This window comes from Duganella levis (assembly GCF_009857605.1).
Lineage (GTDB): Bacteria > Pseudomonadota > Gammaproteobacteria > Burkholderiales > Burkholderiaceae_D > Rugamonas > Rugamonas levis.
The window spans coordinates 77,689-102,344 of the sequence record NZ_WWCT01000002.1 but is presented as its reverse complement, the minus strand read 5'-3'; the positions used below and the strand labels follow the sequence as shown (position 1 = coordinate 102,344).

21 protein-coding genes are annotated in these 24,656 nt (G+C 64.2%); 6 read left to right on the top strand and 15 right to left on the bottom strand.

Annotated elements, in window-relative coordinates; all coding sequences use genetic code 11:
* Positions 1 to 161 precede the first annotated feature (161 nt).
* The 3 genes from GTP69_RS03395 to GTP69_RS03385 are packed head-to-tail and all read left to right on the top strand — an operon-like array spanning position 162 to position 5,399.
* Positions 162 to 2,318, top strand: a complete 2,157-nt coding sequence (locus GTP69_RS03395) for a diguanylate cyclase domain-containing protein (protein WP_371867784.1) — start codon at positions 162 to 164, stop codon at positions 2,316 to 2,318.
* Positions 2,319 to 2,370: 52 nt separating this feature from the next.
* Entirely contained in the window at positions 2,371 to 3,864 is a 1,494-nt protein-coding gene (locus GTP69_RS03390) for an ATPase domain-containing protein (protein ID WP_161053569.1), read from the top strand.
* A gap of 5 nt (positions 3,865 to 3,869) precedes the next feature.
* Positions 3,870 to 5,399 carry a hybrid sensor histidine kinase/response regulator gene (locus GTP69_RS03385; protein WP_161053568.1) on the top strand — a complete coding sequence of 510 codons (1,530 nt, stop codon included), beginning with the start codon at positions 3,870 to 3,872 and terminating at the stop codon, positions 5,397 to 5,399.
* Here GTP69_RS03385 and GTP69_RS03380 read toward each other — a convergent pair whose 3' ends face one another.
* The 9 genes from GTP69_RS03380 to GTP69_RS03340 form a co-directional block, all read right to left on the bottom strand.
* The gene (locus GTP69_RS03380; protein ID WP_161053567.1) at positions 5,400 to 5,957 is read right to left on the bottom strand and encodes a GNAT family N-acetyltransferase; all 558 of its coding nucleotides are present in this window, start codon (positions 5,955 to 5,957) and stop codon (positions 5,400 to 5,402) included.
* Positions 5,950 to 6,468, bottom strand: a complete 519-nt coding sequence (locus GTP69_RS03375) for a GNAT family N-acetyltransferase (protein ID WP_161053566.1) — start codon at positions 6,466 to 6,468, stop codon at positions 5,950 to 5,952. The genes GTP69_RS03380 and GTP69_RS03375 overlap by 8 nt, the downstream gene beginning before the upstream one ends.
* A gap of 2 nt (positions 6,469 to 6,470) precedes the next feature.
* Positions 6,471 to 8,375: an MFS transporter gene (locus GTP69_RS03370; RefSeq protein ID WP_161053565.1), complete on the bottom strand. Its 1,905-nt coding sequence runs from the start codon at positions 8,373 to 8,375 to the stop codon at positions 6,471 to 6,473.
* A gap of 86 nt (positions 8,376 to 8,461) precedes the next feature.
* The gene (locus tag GTP69_RS03365) at positions 8,462 to 10,021 is read right to left on the bottom strand and encodes a PepSY-associated TM helix domain-containing protein (RefSeq protein ID WP_161053564.1); all 1,560 of its coding nucleotides are present in this window, start codon (positions 10,019 to 10,021) and stop codon (positions 8,462 to 8,464) included.
* Positions 10,018 to 10,287: a hypothetical protein gene (locus GTP69_RS03360; RefSeq protein WP_161053563.1), complete on the bottom strand. Its 270-nt coding sequence runs from the start codon at positions 10,285 to 10,287 to the stop codon at positions 10,018 to 10,020. Before GTP69_RS03360 ends, GTP69_RS03365 begins: the two co-directional genes overlap by 4 nt.
* Positions 10,277 to 10,549, bottom strand: coding sequence for a hypothetical protein (locus GTP69_RS03355; RefSeq protein ID WP_161053562.1), 273 nt, complete (start codon positions 10,547 to 10,549; stop codon positions 10,277 to 10,279). The genes GTP69_RS03360 and GTP69_RS03355 overlap by 11 nt, the downstream gene beginning before the upstream one ends.
* Positions 10,550 to 10,563: 14 nt before the next feature.
* Positions 10,564 to 12,717 (bottom strand): TonB-dependent receptor, encoded by a 2,154-nt coding sequence (locus tag GTP69_RS03350; RefSeq protein WP_161053561.1) that lies wholly within the window; start codon positions 12,715 to 12,717, stop codon positions 10,564 to 10,566.
* A gap of 86 nt (positions 12,718 to 12,803) precedes the next feature.
* Positions 12,804 to 14,078 carry a sensor histidine kinase gene (locus GTP69_RS03345; protein WP_161053560.1) on the bottom strand — a complete coding sequence of 425 codons (1,275 nt, stop codon included), beginning with the start codon at positions 14,076 to 14,078 and terminating at the stop codon, positions 12,804 to 12,806.
* Positions 14,078 to 14,716, bottom strand: coding sequence for a response regulator transcription factor (locus GTP69_RS03340; protein WP_161053559.1), 639 nt, complete (start codon positions 14,714 to 14,716; stop codon positions 14,078 to 14,080). The genes GTP69_RS03345 and GTP69_RS03340 overlap by 1 nt, the downstream gene beginning before the upstream one ends.
* A gap of 132 nt (positions 14,717 to 14,848) precedes the next feature.
* On the opposite strand from GTP69_RS03340, the gene GTP69_RS03335 reads away from it, so the two are divergent.
* Positions 14,849 to 15,478 carry an energy transducer TonB gene (locus GTP69_RS03335; protein ID WP_161053558.1) on the top strand — a complete coding sequence of 210 codons (630 nt, stop codon included), beginning with the start codon at positions 14,849 to 14,851 and terminating at the stop codon, positions 15,476 to 15,478.
* Between the two features lie 67 nt (positions 15,479 to 15,545).
* Here GTP69_RS03335 and GTP69_RS03330 read toward each other — a convergent pair whose 3' ends face one another.
* The 6 genes from GTP69_RS03330 to GTP69_RS03305 all read right to left on the bottom strand — a co-directional run bounded on the left by GTP69_RS03330 (position 15,546) and on the right by GTP69_RS03305 (position 22,263).
* Positions 15,546 to 16,166 carry a 4'-phosphopantetheinyl transferase family protein gene (locus tag GTP69_RS03330; RefSeq protein ID WP_161053557.1) on the bottom strand — a complete coding sequence of 207 codons (621 nt, stop codon included), beginning with the start codon at positions 16,164 to 16,166 and terminating at the stop codon, positions 15,546 to 15,548.
* Positions 16,167 to 16,227: 61 nt separating this feature from the next.
* Positions 16,228 to 17,304 (bottom strand): ABC transporter ATP-binding protein, encoded by a 1,077-nt coding sequence (locus GTP69_RS03325; protein WP_161053556.1) that lies wholly within the window; start codon positions 17,302 to 17,304, stop codon positions 16,228 to 16,230.
* A 25-nt stretch (positions 17,305 to 17,329) separates the two neighbouring features.
* Positions 17,330 to 19,111 carry an ABC transporter permease gene (locus GTP69_RS03320; protein ID WP_161053555.1) on the bottom strand — a complete coding sequence of 594 codons (1,782 nt, stop codon included), beginning with the start codon at positions 19,109 to 19,111 and terminating at the stop codon, positions 17,330 to 17,332.
* A 12-nt stretch (positions 19,112 to 19,123) separates the two neighbouring features.
* On the bottom strand, positions 19,124 to 20,212 hold the full coding sequence (locus GTP69_RS03315) for an ABC transporter substrate-binding protein (protein ID WP_161053554.1): 1,089 nt from the start codon (positions 20,210 to 20,212) through the stop codon (positions 19,124 to 19,126).
* A 21-nt stretch (positions 20,213 to 20,233) separates the two neighbouring features.
* The gene (locus tag GTP69_RS03310) at positions 20,234 to 21,202 is read right to left on the bottom strand and encodes a tripartite tricarboxylate transporter substrate binding protein (RefSeq protein ID WP_202424284.1); all 969 of its coding nucleotides are present in this window, start codon (positions 21,200 to 21,202) and stop codon (positions 20,234 to 20,236) included.
* Positions 21,202 to 22,263: a porin gene (locus GTP69_RS03305; RefSeq protein WP_161053552.1), complete on the bottom strand. Its 1,062-nt coding sequence runs from the start codon at positions 22,261 to 22,263 to the stop codon at positions 21,202 to 21,204. The genes GTP69_RS03310 and GTP69_RS03305 overlap by 1 nt, the downstream gene beginning before the upstream one ends.
* A 197-nt stretch (positions 22,264 to 22,460) precedes the next feature.
* Here GTP69_RS03305 and GTP69_RS03300 point away from each other — a divergent pair, with 197 nt between their 5' ends.
* Positions 22,461 to 23,165, top strand: a complete 705-nt coding sequence (locus GTP69_RS03300; RefSeq protein WP_161052005.1) for a response regulator — start codon at positions 22,461 to 22,463, stop codon at positions 23,163 to 23,165.
* Between the two features lie 5 nt (positions 23,166 to 23,170).
* Complete coding sequence (locus GTP69_RS03295) at positions 23,171 to 24,652, top strand: sensor histidine kinase (RefSeq protein ID WP_161053551.1); 1,482 nt, start codon at positions 23,171 to 23,173, stop codon at positions 24,650 to 24,652.
* The last annotated feature ends 4 nt before the right edge of the window (positions 24,653 to 24,656 follow it).

The window sequence follows — 24,656 nt, the reverse complement described above, 5'->3', positions numbered from 1 at the left end:
GATCATTCTAATTAAGTCAAGCAACTATTTTGTGCAGTGCGGGGTGATACCGAAAGATTTAAGCGTGGCTTAAGGCGATGAAATTCAACGCACTGTCCAAGTGCAGTGACGTTGCAATGCTACAATCAGTTAATTTCTTTACGTCATCATTTAGTACGCTCGTGCACATTCCTAAACCGTCCTCTACCACCCGCCCCCGGCTCACCACACTGGTGACGATGGGCGTCAGCGCCACGGTGCTGCTGACGGTGCTATCGCTGTTGATTCTGGTCGACCATTTCGCGCTGAATTACGCCCGCCGCGAGGCCCAGCAGCGTTTACAGCAGTTGTCGTGGCAAATGCGCGACGCGCTGAATGGCGCAGTGCGGCGCGCCACCGGCGATGTCCAATTACTCAGTTCGCTGCCCGGCGTGCGCGCCGCGCGTTCACCCGCCGAGGTGCGCCAGGCACTGGAAAGCCTGCAAAAAACCTTCCCCGACTACGCCTGGATCGGCCTGGTCAATCCGCAAGGCGTGGTGGTGGCCGGCACGCAAGGGGAGCTGGAAGGCGCCGATGTCAGTGGCCGCTCCTGGTTCAAGCAAGGCCGGCGCGCGCTGTACGCCGGCGATGCCTCGTCCACCGCGCTGGCCGGCCAGAAACCGTTGTCCGGCGCCGAACAGTGGCGCTTCATTGACGCCGCCGGCCCGTTGATGGACGCCGACGGCAACTACCGCGGCGTGCTGTGCGTGCGCCTGAGCTGGGGCTGGATGCGGCGCCTGGCGCAGACCATGCTGGCGCCGGCCGGTGACCAGCAGTATTCGGCCGACCTGTTCGTAGTGCGCGGCGACGGCACCGTCATGCTCGGCCCGCCGGGCAGCGAGGAACACCAGATATATAGCGACAGCCTGACCATGGCGCGCGGCGGCGCCTCCGGCGCGCTCAAGGAAACCTGGGCCGACGGCCACAGCTACCTGACCGGCTACGCCCGCAGCGGCAACCCCGCCGATCCGGCCACGCTCAGCTGGGCGATCCTGGCGCGCCAGCCGGAGGAACAGGCGCTGACCGGCGCCCGCGCGCTGGAACGCCAGATCCTGCTGCTGGGCGCCATCCTCGGCGCCGCCATGGCGCTGGCCGCCGCCATCGTCACGCGCCGCCTGACCCGGCCGCTGAATGAACTCAGCCACACCATCGAGGCGCGCCTGGTAACCACCGACGCGCTGCCGACACTGCCGGCGATCCAGCCGGTCGATACCTTCCACGAGGCGCAGGTACTGTCGCGTGCGCTGGCGGAAATGCTGCGCAACGAGCAACACCACCTGGACGCCCTGCGCGGCCTGAATGAAAAGCTGGAATCCACAGTGGCCGAGCGCACCCGCGAAATCGCCCGCAAGGCCTTGCAGCTGGAGCGCGCGCTGGGCCAGGAGCAAAGCACGCAACAGCTGCTACAGGAACGCGCCGCCGAACTGCGCGCCATCCTCGACAACGCCCACGACGCCTTCATCGCACTCGATCCGGGCGGCGTGGTGCGCGACTGGAACCTGCAGGCGGAAAAACTGCTGGGCTGGAAACGCTCGGAAGTAATCGGCCAGCCGCTGGCGGCCATGATGCTGCCGCTGCCGCTGCGCCGCGCCTACGAACGCGACATGCGCCAGCTGGCCGAGAGCGCCGACGGCGCCACCACGGTGCTGAGCCGCCGCGTCGAACTGGCGCTGCATAACCGCGCTGGTCAGGAACTGCCGGTGGAAGTGTCGCTGGCCTACGTGCCGCGCAGCAGCGGCCACCTGTTCATCGCCTTCCTGCACGACATCAGCGAGCGCAAGCAGCTGTTTGCGTCGATGGAGGAACTGGCGCTGCGCGACACCCTGACCGGTCTGCCGAACCGGCGCGCACTGATGAAGACGCTGCCGGAAGCGCTGCAACGGGCCAACCGTTCGGGCCAGAGCTGCGCCGTGTTCTTCCTCGACCTCGACCGCTTCAAGCAGATCAACGACCGCTACGGCCACGAGGAAGGCGACGAACTGCTGCGCCAGTTCGCCCAGCGCGTGCGCGGTGCGGTGCGCAAGACCGACACCGTCGGCCGTCTGGCCGGTGACGAGTTCATCGTCATCCTCGAGATGCTGGCCAACGACGCCGCCGCCCAGGAAGCGGCCGACAAGCTGCTGCCGGCGCTGCGCCAGCCGTTCACGCTGAAAACCACCAGCGTTACCCTCAGCGCCAGCCTGGGCATCGCGGTGCATCACCCGGATGATCCGCAGGATATCGAAATGCTGCTGGGCCGCGCCGACCGTGCCATGTACCGTCACAAGCAACAGGGAATTCAGCAGCGCGCCCGCCGTTAGCGCTTTCCGGTAGCATCGTCCAGGACAACAATTATTGCCTGGAACGCGACCAATGGAAGAACAAAACAGCCTGAGCACCGATTTTCTCCCCACCGGCGTGCCGGGCCTGGACGATGTCCTCACCGGCGGCCTGACCAAGGACCGGCTGTACCTGGTCGAAGGCGAACCGGGCACTGGCAAGACCACACTGGCGCTGCAGTTCCTCAACGAAGGCGTGCGGCGCGGCGAGGCCACGCTGTACATTACGCTGGCCGAAACCAGGGTGGAACTGCTCAGCGTGGCGCAGTCGCACGGCTGGAGCATGGATGGCATCCACATCGAGGAAATCATCCCCGACGAAAAGGCGCTCGATCCGGACCAGCAGTACACCATCTTCCATCCGTCTGAAATCGAACTCGGCAACACCACCCAGCGTATCCTTGGCGCCATTGACCGCTATCAGCCGCGCCGCGTGGTGCTCGATTCGCTGTCGGAACTGCAGCTGCTGGCGGAAAGCCCGCTGCGCTACCGGCGCCAGGTGCTGGCGCTGAAACAGTACCTGAGCAGCCGCAACTGCACCACCATCTTCCTCGACGACCGTACCGCGCTCTCCACCGACCTCCAGGTGCGCAGCGTGGCGCACGGCGTCATGACGCTGGAACTGGCCGACCAAGCCTACGGCGCCGAACGGCGCCGGCTACGCGTGGTCAAATACCGCGGCGTGGCTTTCCGTGGCGGCTCGCATGACTACAAGATCATCAAGGGCGGCCTGTATGTCTATCCGCGCCTGGTGGCGGCCACCACGCGCGAATCCAGCAGCCGCCGCCAATTGTCGAGCGGCCTGCCGGCGCTGGACGCGCTGCTCGGCGGCGGCCTGGAGGAAGGCATGAGCACCCTGCTGTCCGGCCCGTCCGGCACCGGCAAGTCGTCGCTGACGGCGCAATTCGTGCACGCCGCCACCCAGCGCGGCGAGAAATGCGCCATGTTCCTGTTCGAGGAAGCGCGCAATAATATGCTGAACCGCTGCGCCAACCTCGGCTTCAACCTCAGCGGCGCCATTGACGCCGGCCTGCTGTCGGTGCAGCAGATCGATCCGGCCGAACTGTCGCCGGGCGAATTTTCCAGTGCCGTCATGCTGGCGGTGGAGCAAGGCGCGCGCATCGTCGTCATCGATAGCCTCAACGGCTACCTGAACGCGGTGCCGGACGAACGCTTCCTGATCGTCCATCTGCACGAGCTGCTGACCTACCTGGGCCAGCGCGGCGTGGTCAGCATGTTGGTCGGCGTGCAGTCAGGCGTGATGGGCGCCAACATGACCTCCGCCGTCGACGCCAGCTACCTGGCCGACAACATCATCATGCTGCGCTACTTCGAGGCTGATGGCGAGGTGCGCCAGGCCATCTCGGTCTTCAAGAAGCGCGGCAGCTCGCACGAACGCACCCTGCGCCGTTTCGAAATCAGTTCCAGCGGCCTGCATGTGGGACCGGTGCTAAAGGACTTCCACGGCGTGCTGACCGGCGTACCGACTTTTCACGGCCCGGCCGCCATCCAGCCGCCGACGCTCTGAACATCATGGAAACGCGCATCCTGATTTACGCCCCCACCGGACAGGACGCGCCGCTGGCGGCCAAGGTGCTGGCCCTGGCCGCTATCGACAGCCAGGTGTGCGCCACGCTGGCGCAGCTGGAAGAGGAACTGGAACGCGGCGCCGGCGCCGTGCTGACGGTGGAGGAAGCGCTGGCGCCCGGCGCCTTGCAGCTGCTGCAGACCTGCGTCGAGCGCCAGCCCGACTGGTCCGACCTGCCGATCATCCTGCTGACGCACAACGGCGCCGATTCGGCGGTGGTGCGGCGCGCCATCACCGGACTCGGCAACCTGAGCCTGATGGAGCGGCCGGTGCGCACGCTGACGCTGATCACGGCGCTGCACTCCACCCTACGCGCACGCAACAAGCAGTACCAGGTACGCGAGGCGGCGCGCCGCAAGGATGAATTCCTCGCCAGCCTCGGGCACGAGCTGCGCAATCCGCTGGCGCCGATCCGCACCTCGGTGTCGCTGCTGACGCATTTGTATCCGAACGCCGCGCCGGTGGCGCGCATCCGCGACATGGTGGAACGCCAGGTGCGCCTGCTGACGCGCCTGGTCGATGACCTGCTGGACGTGGCGCGCATCACCAGCGGCAAGATCAAGCTGCAACCGCAGCTGGTGTCGCTGTCGTCGGTGATGAGCCACGTGTCCGAGCTGTGCCAGCAAGCCGCCGACGCCAAGCGCATCCACATCGCCTGGCAGCTGCCGCCCAGCGAGACCATGCTGAATGTGGACTACGCGCGCGTGGTGCAAATCTACGCCAACATCCTGTCCAACGCCGTCAAGTTCACGCCGCAGGGCGGCCATGTGCTGGTATGCGCCAGCGCCGATGACGGCGCGTTGCAGGTCACCATCCGCGACGACGGCATTGGCCTCGACGCAGACACCATCCCGCGCATCTTCCGCATGTTCGAGCAAAGCAATACCGTCAGCGGCCAGTTTTCCAGCGGACTGGGAATTGGCCTGAGCCTGGCGCGCGAGTTCGCCGAAATGCATGGCGGCAGTGTAAACGCTCACAGCGCTGGTCTCGGCCAGGGCAGCGAATTCGTGATCCGCCTGCCGGTGCTCGACAACGAAGGTGCGCGCCAGCCGGTGCCGCTGGCGCAACACGCCGGCCACGACGGCCGCAAGATGCAGGTCCTGGTAGTGGACGACAACCAGGACGCCGCCGACTCCTTGGCCGCCTTACTGGAAATCGACGGCTTCGACGTGCGCGCCGTGTACGACGGCCCGGCCGCCATCGCCGCTGTAGAAAAGCTGGCGCCGGACATGATCATCATGGACCTCGGCATGCCCGGCATGGATGGCTACGAGACCGCGCGCGCTATTCGCCAGCGTCCCGGCGCCGAACGCATCCTGCTACTGGCCCTGACCGGCTGGGGCCAGAGCGACGCCCGCCGGCGCACTGTGGAAGCCGGCTTCGACCATCATCTGGTGAAGCCGGTGGAGCTGGAACAGATCGTCCGCCTGGCCGGCGCGCGCCACAATCGCGAACAGGTGCAGGCGGCGCGCTGATTACTGTGGCTGGACGTTCATGTCGCGCTCAGCACGATCCGCAGTGAAATCGATAGCCAGCAATCCATACACATGCTGGTCGACAAACACGTCATGCAGATATTCGTCTTGTCGCAGCACGCCTTCCAGCACGAATCCCAGCCGCTCGGCAACGCGTTTGCTCGGTTCATTCCCGGCGGCGCAACGGAGTTCGATTCTGTTGAGGTTCAATTGCTCAAAGCCGTGTGCAAGGACCGTGCGCACAGCTGAAGTAACGATACCTCTCCCTGAGAATTGGCGACCAATGAAATAGCCAATTTTAGCTTTCCTGTCTTCGTCATCGATATCCCTGAGGCGGATGGCGCCGCACAGTGCTCCGTCGACGAAAATATGCCACTCAAGTACCTCACCGGTGGACGCATGCTCCACTGCCGCAAAGAGATGTTGCCTGGCCGCCTCAATAGAGGCCAGGCCTGCTAGCGCCGGAAGATATTCGCAGAAATGCTCAAGGTTTTGCTGAACCAACGATGCCAGAGCCTCGGCATGTTCAACAGCAACGGGAACAATGGACTCACGCATGCTCAAGCATGTAACTGTTGATTGCCCTGCCGTTCAGTTCGGTTTCCATTTCGTAGACCATGCCCAGGCGCTCGGCCACGCGGCGGGACGATTCGTTGCCAGTGGTGATGAGCGCCCGCACTTTCGGCTCACCGCGCACCTCGAATACATACTGCAAGATCGCCGCAGCGGCCTCGTTCGCCATGCCCTGGCCCCAGAACGCGCGGTAGGTATTCCAGCCCAGCTCCATCACCGTGGCCTGCTCGCGGAAGAAAGCGCCGACGCAACCGACCACCTGGCCAGTCTGCTTATCCTCGACGGTCCACCAGCCAGCGCCGTGCAGCATCCACAATCCGGCATGCGAACCGAAGATGCGCCACGCCGTGGCACGGTCGGCGGAACCCAGGAACGCCGAACTTTCTGCATCCGCCAGATGGTCGGCAAATAATTCAAAATCCTCGCGCCGATATTCGCGCAGTATCAGTCGCTCCGTCTGAAGGCGCGGGACGGAGGCAGTAAAGGTGTCTGCCATACTTATTTCCAATCGCCGCGCAAGGCCGCTACGCGCTGTTTGAGATCTTCCGGCGTGACGTCCTGCGGCGCCACCGGCTCGCCCACCACCAGTTCCAGGCGCGAACGCAGCCCAATGCGGAAGGCGCGGCCGAATACGTTCTCACGGTTGCGCGTCAGCAGATGGGTCCACAAGCCGCGCAACGCCATCGGGATCACCGGAACCTTGGTGCGGTCGATGATCTTGGCGATGCCACCCTTGAAGTCGTTGATGTCGCCAGTACGGGTCAGTTGCCCTTCCGGGAAGATGCACACCAGCTCCCCTTCATGCAGCGCCTGCGCGATATCGATATAGGCCTTCTCCATCAGCCACGGATCTTCCTTGGCCGGCGCAATCGGAATCGCGCGCGCAGTGCGGAAGATCCAGCCCAGCAGCGGCAGCTTGAAGATGCGATGGTCCATGACGAAACGGATCGGCCGTGGCGCGGTAGCGCCGATGACGATGGCGTCGACATAGCTGACGTGATTACACACCAGCACCGCCGCGCCTTCGGCCGGAATCCGCTCGACATCCACCGTGCGCACGCGGTGCACGGTATGGATCAGCAGCCAGGCCAGGAAGCGCATCAGGAATTCCGGCACCAGCGAGAAGATATAGATCGCCACCACGGCGTTCAATAGCGCCGTCACCAGGAACAGCTGCGGGATCGTCAGCCCTTGGCCCAGCAGCACAATCGCCAGGCCGGCCGCCGCCACCATGAACAGCGCGTTGAGGATATTCATGCCGGCGATGGTGCGCGAGATGTGCTGCGGATCGCAGCGCAGTTGGATCAGCGCAAACAGCGGCACGATGAAGAAGCCGCCGAACATGCCGATCATCAGCACGTCAAACAGGATGCGCCACATGCCGTGTTGCGCCAGCAGCGCAAACGCGTCCAGATGCACGCCCGCCGGGATCAGTGCGCCGCCGCTGAAGGCAAGGCTGGCGAAATACAGGTCGATACCAAACACCGTCAGGCCGATGGAGCCGAACGGCACCAGACCGATCTCCACCTTGCGGCCGGACAGCCGTTCGCACAGCAGCGAGCCGCTGCCGACGCCCAGCGAGAAAATCGTCAACAGCAGCACGAAGGCGCCATGGTCGCCGTGCAGGTAATCCTTGGCGTACACCGGGAACTGCGCCAGGATCAGCGCGCCATAAAACCAGAACCACGAGTTGCCCAGCATGGACAGGAACACCGTGCGGTTCTTGCGTGAGAAATTAATATTGCGGACCGATTCGCTGACGAAGTTCCAGCTGATTTTGAGGTCCGGCGCCGGCGCCGGCGAATGGGGAATCCGGTAGGCTGCGGCCAGGCCGAGCGCCGCCACCAGTACCGTGGCTGCCGCTTCATACAGCAGGCCATGCGGCTGCTGTACCACCAGCACCGCGCCCAGCACCTCGCCCATCAGGATGCCGACGAAGGTGCCCATCTCGGTGACGCCGTTACCGCCGATCAGCTCCTCCGGTTTGAGCTGCTGCGGCAGGTAGGCATATTTGACGGGACCAAACAGCGTCGAATGCACGCCCATTCCCACCACCGCCGCGATCAGCAGCCACAGATGATGCGTCACCCAGCCCAGCGCGGCTACGCACATGATGCCGACTTCCAGCCACTTGACGAAGCGCGTCAAGCCGGCCTTCTCGAACTTGTCGGCCAACTGGCCGGCGGTGGCCGAGAACAGCACATACGGCAGGATGAACAAGCCGGGGATCAGGTTGGTGATCAGCGACGGCTCCATCGTGGTCCAGCTGAGCGCATCGAAGGTGATGATGACCACCAGGGCTGTCTTGAAGAGATTGTCGTTGAACGCGCCGAGGAACTGGGTCCAGAAAAACGGCGCGAAACGGCGTTGCTTGAGCAGGGAAAACTGATTGGGCTGGCTCATACGAGGGCGGGTCCGTTCAATATGAAGTTTCCGGAAAGATTGAACGGATTATAACCGCATGCCGCCGCCGTTCGGCATGCGTTCCCTCAAGCTGCCTGTTGCTCCTCAGCAGCTTGTTGCGTCGGCACACGCAGCGACCAGACGCTGTGCGGGTCGCCGTGGCGGCCTCGGTGCAAGGCGGCGCGGGCCATTTTCCAGTAGAGCGTCGCCAGCAGCAGCGCGATGACGGTGACGGCGGTCACGATGCCGTCGCCCTGCAACAGCGCCAGCAGCGGGTTGAGGCCGGTGTTCCACCAGTGCGCCAGCGGCACCGCCAGCGTCAGCGCGGCGCACAGCATCAGCAGTTCATGCGCGGCGCGCGCCGGCGGACGGGCGAAGGCCCACAGCACGCAACCGAAGAACACCGCGTAATAGCTGCGCGCTTCCCACAGGGGCAATTGCCCTGCCGGTCCCAGTTTATTCGCCAGGAACACGGCCGACACGCCGGCCACGCAGCCCAGGCATACGCCCAGCGTGGCTTGCGCCATCAGCTTGCCGCTGCGCGGCTGCACCAGTTTCTGCCGCTTGCGGCGCGCTTCGATCCACAGCAGGTTCCCGCTGTAGAACAGGAACGCCCCCGCCAAGCCCAGTATGAAGTACATCCACCGCACCGCCATATCGCCAAAGCTGGCGAAGTGCAGCGACTGCAAACTGCGCAGGAAGCGCGTACCGGGGCTGAAATTCTCCGGCATCATCGCGCGCTGCACCTTGCCGGTGCTGGCGTTCAGCACCACCGCGCCGATGCTGGCCACGGTTTTCTGATGCATCGGCCCATACGCCTGCAACTGCGCATTGGCGTCGCCGGCCTGGCGATAGACCATGATTTCGATCTCGATGCCCGGCGCGGCGCGCTGCACTTCGACCAACAGCTGCGACGCCGGCATCAGCGGCGCCGCCGTGCCCGCTGCTTTCGGCGGCGCGGCGGCGTTGATGTCCTGCCCGACCAGTTGCAGCAGCTTGCCGTCGAAGACCATGTACTGGAATGGCGCCAGCAGAATGATCCCCAGCGCCAGCACGGCGCTGCTCCACGCATACATCAGGTGGAACGGCAGCGACAGAATGCCAATCGCGTTATGCGCGTCCTGCCACATGCGCTTGATGTTCTTCCCAATGCGCAGCGCGAACAAGTCCTTGACGAAGCTCGGCGCGTAGATGATCACCCCGCTGGCCAGCGCCAGCCCGTACAAGATGCACACCACGCCCAGCACGTAGATGCCCCAGCTATTCGGCAAGCCGGCCGTGTAATGCAGGCGGTAGATGAAGTCCACCAGTTGCGAACGTTCGTGGAATTCTTCCAGCTTGCCGCTGGCGTCGAAGCGGAAGTGGCGTTCGTCGAACTCCAGCACCATCTCCGGTGCGCTCTTCGACGGCAGGCGCAGGAAGAACATATCTTTCGCCTTCGGGTGCGCTTGCAGCACCGCGTCGATCAGCGCCTGCGGATCGCGCTGCGTCACGGCCGTTTGCGGCAGCGGCGTCTCCCACGCATGCAGCTCCTCATGGAACAGCGTCACCGATCCCGCATAGAAGGCGATGAACAGGAAGAAGCCCGCCACAATTCCCACCCAGGTATGCACCGAAATATAGGTGCGTAAAGTCGCGGCCTTCATGCGGCGATCCTGATCAGGCCACTGGCCTTGAGAAAATGCAGCGCGATGTAGCCGGCCACAGTCAGCCCGCCCATCCACAGCCAGGCGCGCAGCCCGGTCCTGAACAGGAAAGTACCCGTCATCACCGCGATCCACACCACGAAGAACAGCAGCAGCCAAGGCAGCGTGGTATTGGCCTGGCCGCTACTGAGCAGCGCCGCAAAGCCGACCACCAGCACCGACAACGGCAGGCCAAGGAACACGGCGGCAGTCGATTTACCCCACATGGCGCGCTCCCTTCCGACGCCATGCGTCCAGATACGGCAGCACCACCAGCGTGGTCATGAAGCCCGCCAGCGCCATGCACACGCCGCACCAGCCGCCATAGGTCTCGGTCGCCGCGGCGATGGAACCCGCCATAAGCGGCACCGACAGCCAGCGCAGGAAAGCCTGCCGCCGCAACGCCGCCGGCCACAAGGTCTGGTGTGGTGACGCCAGATAAAGACACAACGCAGCCAATGCGGCCACGCCGATACAGATCCAGTTCATGCCATCCCTCCGCGTTACAGCGAGCCCTGCACACCGAAGCCGAACTGGCGTGCGGCGCCCAGCGCTACGTTGTAGCGGCCGGTCACTGACACCAGCTTGTTGGCGGTGATGTAGGTCTGGTTGGTCAGATTGCTGCCATAGGCGAACAGCGTGACGCCCTTGCTCAGCTCATAGGTGGCCTTGCCGCCCAGCGTGGTGTGGCCGTCGTTGCGGTCGATGTTGGCGGCGTCCATGTAGGTGCCGTCGGCGTGCTGCAGGTTCATATTGAGCATCCAGCGGCCCGGCGTCCAGCTGACGCCGACCGACTGCGTCTGGCGCGGCGAACGCCCAAACTGATGTCCGGTGTAATCGCCGGTCGGTGACACGAAGTCGATGAATTTGGTGCGGGCCAGTCCCAGCGCGCCGAACAGCTCCAGGGTTGGCGCGACCTTACCCCGCAGTTCCGCTTCCACCCCTTGCAGGCGCGAGCTGCCGGCGTTGACCAGATAGGTGTCGAGCGAATTGCGGCCGACGTCAACCTGCTGGTCGGTCCAGTTGACGCGGTAGGCGTTGAGCGACACCATCAAGCCGCTCTCCAGCACGCCCTTGAGCGAGGCTTCGTAGTTCTTGGTGTATTCCGGCCCGTAGGCGTGCGAGCCGCGCTGGTAACTGTAATCGACGCCGCCGGTGCGATAGCCGCGCTGCGCCGTCAGGCCCGCCACCCACTCCGGCGCCAGCGCATAGCGCAACCCCAGCTTCGGCAGCCACACCGAGTTATCGGTGCCGAGGTCCTGCACATTGTCCGGCGCGAAAACGCCGCCGCGGATCAGCTGCGTGAACACCTGCTTGGCCAGCGCCGAGGTGCCGTTGGTCTCGGACTGCAGGATGCGCTTCTGGCGCTCGCCGTCGAAGCGCATGCCCGCCGTCAGCGTCAGCTTGCCGACCACATAGTCCGCCTCGCCGTACGCCGCGCGCGTCTTGCTGGCGTTATTCTGCATCTGGCGCCGGTTGATGAAATCGGCGCCGTACTGGGCGTCGCATGCGGCTTGCACGCGGCACTGGCCGGTCAAGCCCAGCACATACGATACCGGCACAGTAAACAGGTCGTCGCCGTCGTAATATTGCTGCGAGTAGTACAGGCCGACCACGCCTTTCAGCTTATTGCCGGCCACCAGCGTGTCGAAATTGGCGCGCGCCTCCTGCACCCACTGACGGTCGATATTGACGCCATCGCGGTAACCTTGCCGCAGCTCGGTGCCATCGTAGTCCTGGATGCGGCTGTAGCGGTTGTGCGAATACGTCGTCAACAGCGTGATGTCGGCGCCCAGCGCGCGGAAGGTCTGCTCCAGCGCGGCCGACCGCGTGCGGTTGACCGTGTCGCGCGGCTCGTTGGAGAAATTCTCGCGCGCCGACGCCGGCACCGTCACCGCTTCGACATTGCCGTAGCCGCGCTCCTGCTTGTCATCCACCAGCGTCACCAGCGCCTGGTAGTTGTCGCCCCACGGCGTGATGCGCAGCTTGCCGCGCAGCGTGTAGCCATCGTCGTGATTGGAACGGCGGTCGTCGCGGGTGGGGTTGTAGACGTCACCATCGCGCTTGTGCTGTTCAAGGGAGATGCGTCCGGCCAGCACGTCTTCCACGATGGCGCCGCCGCCGGCGATCGCCTCGCGATGGGCATGCTGGTTGCCGGCGCTGACGCGGTAGCTGAAATCGCGCGCATCCTGCGGGTCGCGCGTCTTCAGCACCACTGCGCCGGCCAGCGAGTTGCGGCCCTGGTTGGTGGACTGCGGACCACGCAGCACTTCCACGCGGTCGGCGTCCCATACGCTCAGATTCGAGATGTCCTGGCCGAAGCCGTCCTGCGGCACGCCATCCACCACCAGCGTGATGGTCTTGCCGCCACCGCCGGTCGGGCCATAGGCCTGCACGCCGCGGATCGACAGGTTTTCGGCGGTGCCGACGTTGGCCATCTGCGCGGCCACGTCTTCCAGCGTGGTCATACCGGATTCGGCGATCTGGCGGCGGTTGCGCGCGCCGACGCTGGCGCTGCTGTCGATTTCCGTGCGTTTCAGCTTGTCGCCGGTGATCACCACCTGCTCCACCGGTTCCGTCGTCTCCACCTCTTCCGCGTGCACCGCCCAGCCAGCCATAACTCCGGCCAGCGCCACCACCATCACCTTGATGCGCATTTCCCTATTTCCCCTGTTTTTATTGAATGAGAACTATTCCCAAATAAGAATATTAAATGAGAATCGTTTACATTCAAAGAGAAAATTTATCGAATTGGCATTGCAATGTTGATACGTGTGCCGGCGCTGAGCCCGGTATCGATGGCGATGCGGCCATTGAGGGCGTACACGCGCTCGCGCATGCCCACCAGGCCGATGCCGGATGAAGCCTGGGCCGGATCGAAGCCGGCGCCGTTGTCGCTGATCTGCATGCGCAGTTCGCCCTCTTCCAGCGACAGCTGCACCGAGGCCTGCGTAGCTCGCGCATGTTTGACGATGTTGGACAGCGCCTCCTGCACGATCCGGTACGCGGAGATAGCAACTCTCGCTTCCATCTTCGAGAAGTCACCCTGCGCCTGCAAATCGAAGCGGCAGCCGCTGCGCGCACTGTCGTAGTGGCGCATCATCTCCTCCACCGCGCCGTCCAGGCCCAGCATATCCAGCACTTCCGGCCGCAAACGGCGCACCAGCGCGCGGCCGCTGTTGTACAGACCCAGCGCCAGCTTGATGATGGACTGCGCCTTGTCGCGCGCCTCGCCCTCCGGACTGATGGCGGCAATCCGCTGCGCCTCAAGCCGCACGGCGATCAGCGTGGCGTTGAGTTCATCATGGATCTCCAGCGCGATGCTCTGGCGTTCATCTTCCACCGCCGTGTTGACCTTGCGGATCAAGCGGCGCTTCTCGTCATCCGCCTCGCGCAGCGCGCGCATCGACGCCTGCAACGACGCGTCCAGTCCCTTGGCCAGTTGCCACGCCAGCAGCACGCACGCCAGCAGGCCGAGACAGCCGACCATCAGCTCCACATAAAACCTGCGCGTCTGTTTCAGCAGCAGTGCGGACGGCGACATCGTCACCCGCACATAGCCCATGGTCTCCACCGTCATGCCGCTGGCGGCGGGACGGTCCTTCTGATACGGCGTGCCGTCTGGCGCCAGCATCGACACCCACATCAGGCGCTTGAGAACCGGCGCCTCGTCGTAGCGCAGTTCCTGCGGCGAGGTACTGACCGCGCGCGCGGCCGCGTGCACCAACTCGCGCCGCTGCGCATCCAGCACCTCGATGCGCTGGATGCTGGGGTCCGCGCGCAGCAGGCCATTGATGGTCAGCTTCAGATCATCATAGCGGCGCGACACCAGGCTGAATTCACTGCTATCGGCCAGCACCTTGGCCACCAGCGGCCCGCGCTCCGCCATCTCCTCGCGCACCTCCGACAAGCGCGATTGATACGCGTACCAGACAAAGGTGCAGAACAGATAGGCCAGCGGCAGCGCGGTCATCGCCATCAGGCGCGTGCGCACGCTCCAGTGGCGCCAGTGCAGCATCAAGGCTCAATCAGCCCGTGCTTGACCGCCAGCCGCGTGATATAGGCCGGACGGTGCACGCCCAGCTTTTCCTTCACCGCCTGGCTGATATTGCTGATGGTCTTGGTGGAGACATCCAGCTTCTCCGCAATCTCCGCGTTGGTCAGGCCTTCCGCCATCAGCGTGAAAATCTCCAGCGCGCGCTCGTCCAGCTGCGACTGCGGCGACGCATCGCCGCGCACCGACAGATTGGCCAGCCGCTCGGCGATATGCGGCAGGAAATACAGCTCACCGTCATGCGCGCGTTTCACCGCCGCCGCCAGGTCGGCCGGATCGCAATCCTTGGTCATGAAGGCGCGGCCTCCGAGGCGGTAGGTTTCCTTGATCAGGCTATCCTGGTCGAACTGGCTGAGGAAGACGATGGCGGCGGACGGCATCTGCGCCAGGATCTGCTTGGCCACATCAAGCCCGGTCAACTGTTCGCCGAAACGGATGTCCAGCACGATCACGTCCGGCTTCAATTCCTGGTACTGCGCCAGCGCCTCGGCCGGCGTGCGCGCCTGCGCCACCACGTCCAGCCCCTGCCCTTGCAACGACATGGCGAAACCCGTCATCACGATGGGATGATCGTCCGCCAGCATCAAGCGTATTTTTTTCATTTTCTACTCCAAAGCATGCCTTGTGCGAAGCATATCACATCATCATTGCTCAAAAATCTCTTTTATTTTGCTACATAATAGAATATTATTATTCCAACACATAGCAATTCCACCCACCACCAAGGAGCAACCATGAACCAAAAGAAGAACCTGACCGGCATCACCACCGTCGTTCTGCTGCATGTCGCGCTGTTGGCTGTGTTCCTGCACGGCTCCAAGCTGACGATATTCAAGCCGTCGGCGTCCGTGGTCGATCTGGTGCCCACGCTTGATCCGCCCCAGCCCAAGCCGCTTGATCCGCAGGTGGAACTGCCAAAAATGACGCGGCCGGATATCTTCGTGCCTGAGATCCCGTTCGACGTACCGGTGCAGTCGCCGCCGAACGTCACGGCGCGCGCCATGCCGGATCAGCCACCAACCCAGCCGCCGATGGGCGGAACCGCCGACACCGGCGTCAAGCCGACGCCGGCCAAATCGGCGCCGGTAGTCACAGCCGCCGTTGTGGACGCGCAGGCCTGCACCAAACCGGATTACCCGAAAAACGCGCTGCGCAATGGCGACACCGGCACCGTCCTGCTGGCCTTCCTGATCGGCATCGACGGCAAGGTGGCCGATTCGCGCATCGAAAAAACCAGCGGTTTCCGTGATCTGGACCGTGCAGCGCAGGCAGGCCTGAGCCTGTGCAAATTCAAGCCCGGCACCGTGGACGGCGTGCCCCAGCAACTGTGGACCAAGATGCAGTACGTCTGGAGCCTGGACTAACGGCCCCTGCCACTCTTCAGCGCTGGCGCAGCGCATGAATAAAAAAGCCGGCTTGCGCCGGCTTTCTTCATTCCAGTGTGACGAGTTCTATCGGCGGCGCCTTGTTCAGTTGCTGCTCGCTGCACAGCACCACCGACAGTTCAGGGTGCGCCAGCACGACACTGTGACCACCGGCCGCAGCACCCAGCTTAAAGTAAGCTTCCTTTTCGCTCCACAGACGGTAAAAGCCTTCGACCCGCTCATCATCGGGCAGGCCTTGCAGACGCTCCCACCGCAGCATCTCGCCGCTATCGAACGCTTGCGCCGCCAGCGCGTTCAGGTCGCGCGCCGCATCCTTCATCTCGATATCCAGTCCCAGCGTGGTTTGCGCGCTGACTGCGCACGCCACCCAGCGGCCGCTGTGCGAAATGCTGAAGCCCGGCGCTACAGTCTTCATCACCGGCGCTGCCAGGCGCGGCGCCTTGCCCACCTGCTCGTCGAGGCGGATCTCCTGCGGCGTCACGCCCAGCAGGCGCGCCAGCATCATCCGCAACAGCACGCGGCCAACGATGAACTGGCGCTGCCGCTGCGCGCGCACGAAGCGCTGATGACGCGCCATCTCGTCCGCCGAGAGCCAGCCACGCCAGCGCTGCAAATCAGCATCCGCCACCGCATCCGCGTCGACCATCCAGAGTGTAGCCTTCGTCATCTTGAATATTGCCAGAACCAAAAGGGCATTATAAACGAGGGCTATTCACTCCGCTGAGGGCTCAGAACACCCAGAGTTTATCCGCCGGCAGTTGCAGCCAGTAGCGGCCCGGCTCCAGCCGGTACTTGGAATAGGCGCGCAGGCTGATCTCCGTGCCACCCTCGCCCTTGAACAGGCACTCGAAGCGGTCGCCGAGATACATGCAGGTTAGCAGCGGCAGTTCGATGGCGTTGTCGGCCGGCGTGGCGCTGACTCGCACTTCCTCAACACGGATGATGGTGATGCCCTCGCCGCCAGCGCTGGCGCCGCGTGCGGTGGCCTGCAAGCGCGTGCCGTTGATGTCGAGCTGCACCTGACTGCCGTCGCGCTGCACCACGCGCGCCGGCAGGCGGTTGTTACTGCCCATGAATTCGGCGGTGAACAAGGTGTCCGGCGTTTCGTACATGCTTTGCGGCGTGCCTTGCTGTTCGATCTTGCCGTTATTGAGCAGCAGGATACGGTCCGAGATCGCCATCGCCTCGGCCTGGTCGTGCGTGACCATCAGCGCCGACAGGCCAAGCCGAACGATCAGCTCACGCAGGAAGGCGCGCGCTTCCTCGCGCAGCTTGGCGTCCAGGTTGGACAAGGGCTCGTCCAGCAGAATCACCGGCGGGTTGTAGACCAGCGCCCGCGCAATCGCCACCCGCTGCTGCTGGCCGCCGGACAGCTGGTGCGGATAGCGTTCGCCCAGATGCCCCAGGCCCAGGTTCTTCAACACGTCGCTGACCTTGTCCTTGATTTCGCTGGCGCCCAGCTTGCGTAGCTTGAGGCCATAGGCGACATTCTCGAACACCGTCTTGTGCGGCCACAGTGCATACGACTGGAACACCAGTCCGAGGTTGCGCTGCTCGGCCGGCATCTCGAAGCCCTTGGCGCCGTCGAACACATTGCGGTCCCCGATGTTGATCGCGCCGGCCTTGGGGCTTTCCAGTCCCGCCACCGCGCGCAGCAACGTGGTCTTGCCGCTGCCCGAAGGTCCGAGCAGCGCCACCACTTCGCCTTTTTGCAGGTGCATGGAGACGCCCTTCAGGATCGGATTGGCGCTGGCGCCGCTGCCGTAGTCCAGATGCAGCTCGTTGACGGTCAGTTCATTGGTCATGATGTCTCGTTTCATATTGATGTTCTCAGTTATGCAGCTTGACGCCGAAGCGCAGCGCGACGCCGAGGCCTACCGCCACCAGCGCAATGTTGATGAACGATAGCGCCGCCACCAGGTCGGTGGAGCCGGTCGCCCACAGCGACACCAGCAGCGCGCCTATCACCTCGGTGCCGGGCGACAGCAGGTACACGCCGGTCGAATATTCGCGCTCGAAGATCAGGAACACCATCAGCCACGCGCCCAGCAGGCCATATTTGATCAGCGGGACGGTCACGTCACGCGTCACCCGGCCGCGCGTGGCGCCGACGGCGCGCGCCGCCTCTTCCAGCTCCGGCCCCACTTGCAGCAGCGCGGTCGAGATCAAACGCATGCCGTAGGCCAGCCACACCACCGAATACGCCAGCCACAAGGCGAAGATGGTCGAGCGCATGGAGCGCAGCAGGGGAATCGCATTCTCGCTGAGCCACAGCGCGGCGCCGTTGTCCATGCCCTTCAAGGCGCCATCCAGCCAGCTCGGGACGAACAGGAACACCCACAGGAACGACAGGCCGGCCAGCAGGCCAGGCACGGCGCGCGGCACCAGCACGCTGTAGTCGAGGAAGCGGGTGATCATGTCCGGCTTGCGGTGCATGGCCAGCGCAATGGCGCAGTAGCAGATTACCGCGCAGGCGCCGCCGATTACGCCGATCAGCACCGTATTCAGGATGCCGCGCATCAGCGCCGGCTGTTCCATGATTTCGCGGAAATGCTGCAAGGTCAGCACGTCGGCCAGGTTCACACCCTCGCCCCAGTACTGGACAAAGGAGCGCAGCACGATGCCGGACATCGGCATGATGATGGTGAACATCAGCCAGCCGAAGATCAGCGCGAACGCCAGCCACTTCCAGCGGCCCAGCGGCATGGCCTTGGAACGCGCGCCCTTGCCTTTGATCGAGACGAACTTGTTGGCCGACTTGAGCAGCCAGCGCTGCACCATCACCAGCGGCATGGTCACCATCACCAGGCAGACCGCGACTGCGGCCATCAGGTGGTAGGACGGCGTGCCCAGTTTATTCGTCAGCTTGTACAGGTAGGTGGCCAGCACCATGTGGCCTTCCGGATCGCCCAGCACCAGCACCAGGCCGAAGACTTCAAAGCCGAGGAAGAACACCAGCACGCCGGCATACGCCAGCGCTGGCGTGATCATCGGCAGCGAGACGTTGAACATCACCTGCAATGGCGAAGCGCCGGCCACGCGTGCTGCTTCCTCCACGTCCGATCCGAGGCTCTTCAGCGCCGACGACGCGTACAGGTAGACGTGCGGCACGTGCGTCAGACCGGCAATGATGACGATGCTGCTGAACGAGTAGATATTCCACGGGATGAAGCCGAGGATATCCTTGGCCCACAGCGAATAAAAGCCCACTGGCCCCATCGACACCACGTAGCCGAAGCCCATCACCATCGGCGAGACGAAGATCGGCACCAGCAGCATCGGCGCGATGAAGCCTTTTCCCGGCAGGTCGGTGCGTATCATGAGGAAGGCCAGCATGCCGCCCAGCGGCACGGCGATGATTGCCAGCCCGGACGCCAGCCAGAACGCGTTCTTGAAGGCGATCGCGAAGTCGGGATCTTCAAAGATGAAACGGTAGGCGTCCAGCCCCAGGTTCTTGACCGGCATGAAGAACGGCGCGTCCAGGAAGCTCTGGTAGAAAATCAGGAACAGCGGCAGGAAGATGGCGCAGACGGCCAGCGTCACCACCACGCCGCGCGGCCAGTTGATGCCGGACCAGCGTCCCGGCCGGACGGAGTGAGCGAGTGTGTTCATGGAAGTTGATCCTTACTTCTTGCCAGCGGTGGCTTTCCACTGATTGAGGAAGGCCATGCGCTTGGCCGGCCCGAGGAACTGCAGCAGGATAGGATGCACCGGCACCGGCTTGATGTTGTCCTTGCCGATCTGTTTGATCAGCTCCGCCGACGTGGTTTCGCCGGTGACGTCGGCGCGGATCGCAAACAGCTTGGATTCGTTGGCGATGATGGTCTGGCCGCGGTGCGACAGCATGTAGTCCAGCCACAGCTTGGCGGCGTTGACGTTCTTCGCGCTTTTGTTGATGAAGAAGACGCGCGACATCACCAGCGTGTAATCCTTCGGCAGCACCACGCCGATCGACGGATCGGCCTTGGCGCGCACCAGCGCGTAGGAACCCAGCACGTTGTAGCCGATCAGGTTCTCGCCGGACGAGATGCGCTCCATCATGGTGCCGGTGGACGATTGCACCCGTACCTTGGCCACGCCGAAAGCGTTTTCGAGATCGGTGAACTTTGGATTCTCGCGCGCGTCCTGGGTCATGAACATGAAGCCGACGCCGGATTTCTCGATGTCGTAGGTGGTGACCTTGTCCTTGAACTTGGGCTGCTGTATCAGCCTGGTGAAGTCGGCGTGCGTCTGCGGCACTTCCTTGGCGTCGACCAGGCGCTTGTTGTAGACGATGGCGGCCGGCTCGAAGGTGGTGCCGTAAGCCTTGTCGTCCCACACCGCCCAGCCGGGGATCTTCGACGCCTCCACCGATTTGTAGGCCAGCGCGTAGCCGTCCGAGGCCAGGCGCATTTGCAGGTCCATCGCCGACGACCACATGGCGTCGGCCGTATTGCCGCCGGCCGCCACTTCGGAGATGAAGCGGTTATACACTTCGGTGGAATTCATGTCGTTGTATTCCACCGTAATGCCGGGATACAGCGCGCTGAAGTCCTTGATCAGCGGCTGCGTGGCCTTGCTGTCGGTGGCGCCGTAGATCACCAGCTTGCCCTCTTTCTTGGCGGCGTCGATCAGCTTCTGGTAGTCGGCCGGATAGCCGGCCGGAACTTGCGCCAGTGCGGAACCGGCAAACAGTGTGGCGCATGCGGCGGCCAAAGTCGTTTTCAACATCATGTCATCTCCATTGGTTTAAATTCAGCGCACCAGTCCCAGTTCGGCGGCGCGCCTGCCGTAGTCGTCTACGGCTTTCTTGATGTAGGCCGCCAGCGCATCGCCGGTCAGCCCGAAGGGGTATAAGCCTGATGCAGCACGCATCTGCGCAAACTGCGGGCTGGCCAGCACGCGATCGAAGTGCGCCACCCACTGCCGGTACTCGGCTTCTGATGCGTGAGGCCCCATCCACACGCCGCGGATGATCGGCCACACCACATCGAAGCCCTGCTCGCGCGCGGTCGGCACGTTGGCCAGCACGCCCGGCAGGCGCTGTTCGGACAGCACCGCCAGCACGCGGGTGTTGCCGCTGGCCGCGTACAGCGAGGCTTCGCTGGCGTCGCCCGACACCACGTGCACGAAGTTGGCGTGCATCGCGGTGAAGGCTTCGCCGCCGCCTTCCAGCGCGACGAAGCGCAGCGCCTTGGGATCGATGCCGCTGGTGCGCGCCAGCAGCGCCATCTTCAGCCAGTCCTGGCTGCCGATGGTGCCGGAGACGCCGATCAGCACCTTCTGCGGATTGGCCTGCAGCGCCGCCACCAGGTCGCGCAGCGTCTTGTAGGGCGAGTCGGCGCGCACTGCGATCATGCCGTAGTCCGCGCCCAGCGCTGCCACCCAGCGCACGTCCGACGACTTCACTTTGCCAAACTTGCCCTGCGCGAGATTCAGCAGCGAGCCGCCGGAAAACGCCACCAGCGTATTCGGCTCGGTGCGCCGGCCCGACACCAGCGAATGCCAGGCCACCGCGCCGATCCCGCCCGGCAGATAGGTGATGTGCATGTCGGACGGCGGCGGATTCGGCGCATCCTTCAGGCCGCGCAGGCCTTTCTGCGCCAGCTTGCAGGTCAGGTCCATCGCGCCGCCCGGTTTGGACGGCACGATGCACTCAAGGCCCGCCGCCTGGGCCGTCGCGCCGAACAGCAATGCGCAGATCAGTGCCAGCAGGATTTTCATCAATAGCGATGCTGCATGCCGATGGTCAGGCCGCGCTGGCTGGTGCCATAGCCAGGGTCGTCACGCGACAGGCCGGTCAGCTGGCCATTCTTTGCCTTCGCATAGGCGGCCGTCACGTGCAGGTCGGTGCGCTTGGACAGCGCGTAGCGGTAGCGCGCCACGTACATGGTCGGATCGGCATCCTTGCCGGCGGCGACGTTCTTGACGTTGATGTGATAGATGGCGCCCGTCAGCGTGGTGGCGCCGGTGCGGTAGGCCAGACCGGCCCAGGTGGTGGTGGCGTCGACATCGGCGGTCAGCGCCTTGCCGGCCGCCAGTCTGTAATCGCGCAGCACGGCCCAGGCTTTGAACGGGCCGGTTTCGTAATTACCGCCCACATGCCAGACGGTGTTGCGGTCACGGTTGCCGGTGGCCGGCACGGTGTTGCCGTTGTTGCGTTCCCAGGTTGCCATCAGATTGACTCCGCCCAGTTTGTAGACAGTGCTGAAACCGGTCTTGGCGCTGTCCTGCGCGCCGGTGGTCTGTTCGCCGGCGGCGTAGTTGGCGCCAACCTTCCAGTCACCGAAAGTGCCAGCATATTTGATGATGTTATCGTATTGGGTGGTGAAGCCGTATTTTGCCGGGCCGGTGGCGGGACCGGAGGTGGCCCACGAATAGTACGGCGCAAAGCCCATGGGATCGAAGCCGATCACGGTGTCGTACACGGTGGTGAACGAGCGGCCCACCACCACGCGGCCGAAGGCGCCCTCCAGGCCGACATTGGCCTGGCGCTTGAACAGCGCGCCGTCCTGCGCGCCGGTGTCCATCAGGATGCCGCCTTCGAGATTGAACACGGCTTTCAGGCCGCCGCCCAGGTCTTCGCTGCCGCGCAGGCCCCAGCGTGAGGTGTTCATGCCGCCGGAAATCACGCGGGTCATGCTGCCGCCGGTTGGCGTTTGATTGGTGGCGGTTTCCATGCCGACGTCCAGCAGGCCATACACTTGAACGTTGGATTGCGCTTGCGCGCCGCCGGCGGCCGCAAACAGCGCCAGGACCGCGAGGGTCAACGGGGATTTTTTCATCAAATTGTCTCCAAATATAGTTATATGTGTTCTCTGATCTTTTGCGATCAGGTGTCCACTATAGGAGCGTCAATCTTTCAATTGCCTTTCAATGTCTCCTCATCACCACAATCGCCGGAGACACTTCACTTTTATGCGCCGGCGCGCCATGATGCTGGCCTCACCCTGCACTTATTTAAGCGAACTGGCAAGACTCCATGCGCATATTGTTAGTTGAAGACCACACCGAATTACAGCACTGGCTGGCCAAGGCGCTGCGCGACGCCCATCTGACGGTGGAATGCGCCGACAACGGCGCCGACGCCGACGCGCTGCTGCACACCCAGGACTACGCGCTGGTCATCCTCGACCTGACCTTGCCGCGCATGGACGGCCTGGATGTGCTCAAGCGCCTGCGTGCCCGCGGCGGTGCGCGCGCCAAGACGCCGGTGCTGATCCTGACCGCGCGCGGCGGCCTGGAAGACCGCGTGCAAGGCCTCAATCTTGGCGCCGACGATTACCTGGCCAAGCCGTTCGAGCTGGCGGAACTGGAAGCGCGCGTCAAGGCGCTGCTGCGACGCAGCGTCGGCAACGAGGCGCTGGTCCACCAATGCGGCGCACTCAGTTTCGACACCGTCACCCGCATGTTCAGCTACGCCGGCAATCCGCTGGCGCTGACGCCGCGCGAACACGCGGTGCTGGAGACGCTGATCACTCGCACCGGCCGCGCCGTCTCCAAGGAGAAGCTGTTCGACGAAGTCTTCGCGCTGGCCGACGATGCCGGCATCGATGCGATTGACCTGTACATCCACCGCGTGCGCAAGAAGCTCGACATGCCCGGCCCGGACGCCGCCGTCATCACCACGCTGCGCGGCATCGGCTACCTGCTGCAACCGCGCGCCGCTACCGGCGCGCCAGCCTGACCGGCATGACCACGCCGCCCGCACCAGCAACACCAGGCGCTCAAGCGCCCCGCGCCGGCGACATGCTGGGCAGCCTGCGCGGCCAGTTGCTGCGCTGGTTGCTGGGGCCATTGCTGGTGCTGGTGGCGCTGAACACCATCTCGGTCTACCGCAACGCCAAGGATGCCGCCGACGTGGCCTACGACCGTTCGCTGCTGGCCTCCACCCGCGCGCTGGCGGAACGGGTGTCGGTGGTCGATGGCAAAGTAGTGGCCGACGTGCCCTACGTGGCGCTGGACAGCTTTGAGACCGATACGCTGGGCCGCATCTACTACAAGGTCACCGGCATTCGCGGCGAGACCGTGTCCGGCTACGGCGATCTGCCGGCGGTGCCGGCTGATGTGCCGCGCTCGGAGGCCTATCCGGCGCTGGTGCGCTTTTATCACGCCCAGTACAACGGTCAGCCGGTGCGCATCGCCGCGCTGCTGCAGCCGGTGTATGACGACTCGATGCGCGGCATCGCCTTGATCCAGGTCGGCGAAACGCTGGAAGCGCGGCGCGTGCTGTCCAACCAGATCCTGTTCGACACGCTCAAATGGCAGGCGCTGCTGCTGGCGGCGGTGGCGCTGCTGGTGTGGTTTGCGGTGCGGCTGGTGCTGCGGCCATTGATGCAGCTGAAAAGCGCGGTCGAGACGCGCGGTTTGAACGACGCCTCCGACGTCGATCCGACGCTGGTCCACAAGGAAGTGCGGCCGCTGGTGGCGGCGTTGAACAGTTCCCGGTCACGCATGCACATGCTGATCAACAGCCAGCGCCGCTTCATCGCCGACGCGTCGCACCAGTTGCGCACCCCGCTGACGGTGCTGAAAACCCAGGCCGAACTGGCGCTGCGCGAATGCGACCGGCCCGGCGCCGATCCGGAACTGAGCAAGGCCGCGCTGCGCGAGATTGTCCAAAGCATGGCCGCCACCACCGACTCCACCGTCAACCTGGCCAACCGCCTGCTGACATTGGCGCGCATCGAACACCGCGACCAAAGCACCGATAGCACGGCGCCCGTCTCGCTGCGCGATACCGCGCGCCAGGTCGGGCTGGAACTGGCGATGGCGGCGGTGGCCAAGAACATCGACCTGGCGCTGGAGGCGCAGCAGGACTGCGTGGTGCCGGGCCAGGCCTTGCTGCTGCACGAAATGCTGGCCAACCTGGTCGACAACGCGCTGCGCTACACGCCGGCGGGCGGCGCCGTCACCCTGCGCGTCAGCGACAGCGCGGACGGCGTCACGCTGGAAGTGGAAGACAACGGCCCCGGCATCGCCGCCGCCGAGCGTGAACGCGTGTTCGCCCCCTTCTACCGCGCCGCCGCCACGCTGGAACGCAATCCCGGCGGCCATGGCCTCGGCCTGGCCATCGTGCGCGACATCGCCACCCTGCACGCCGCCACCATCACCCTCGACGACGCCAGCAGCGGCCAAGGCCTGAAAGTCCGCATCCAGTTCCCGGCGCGGTAAAATA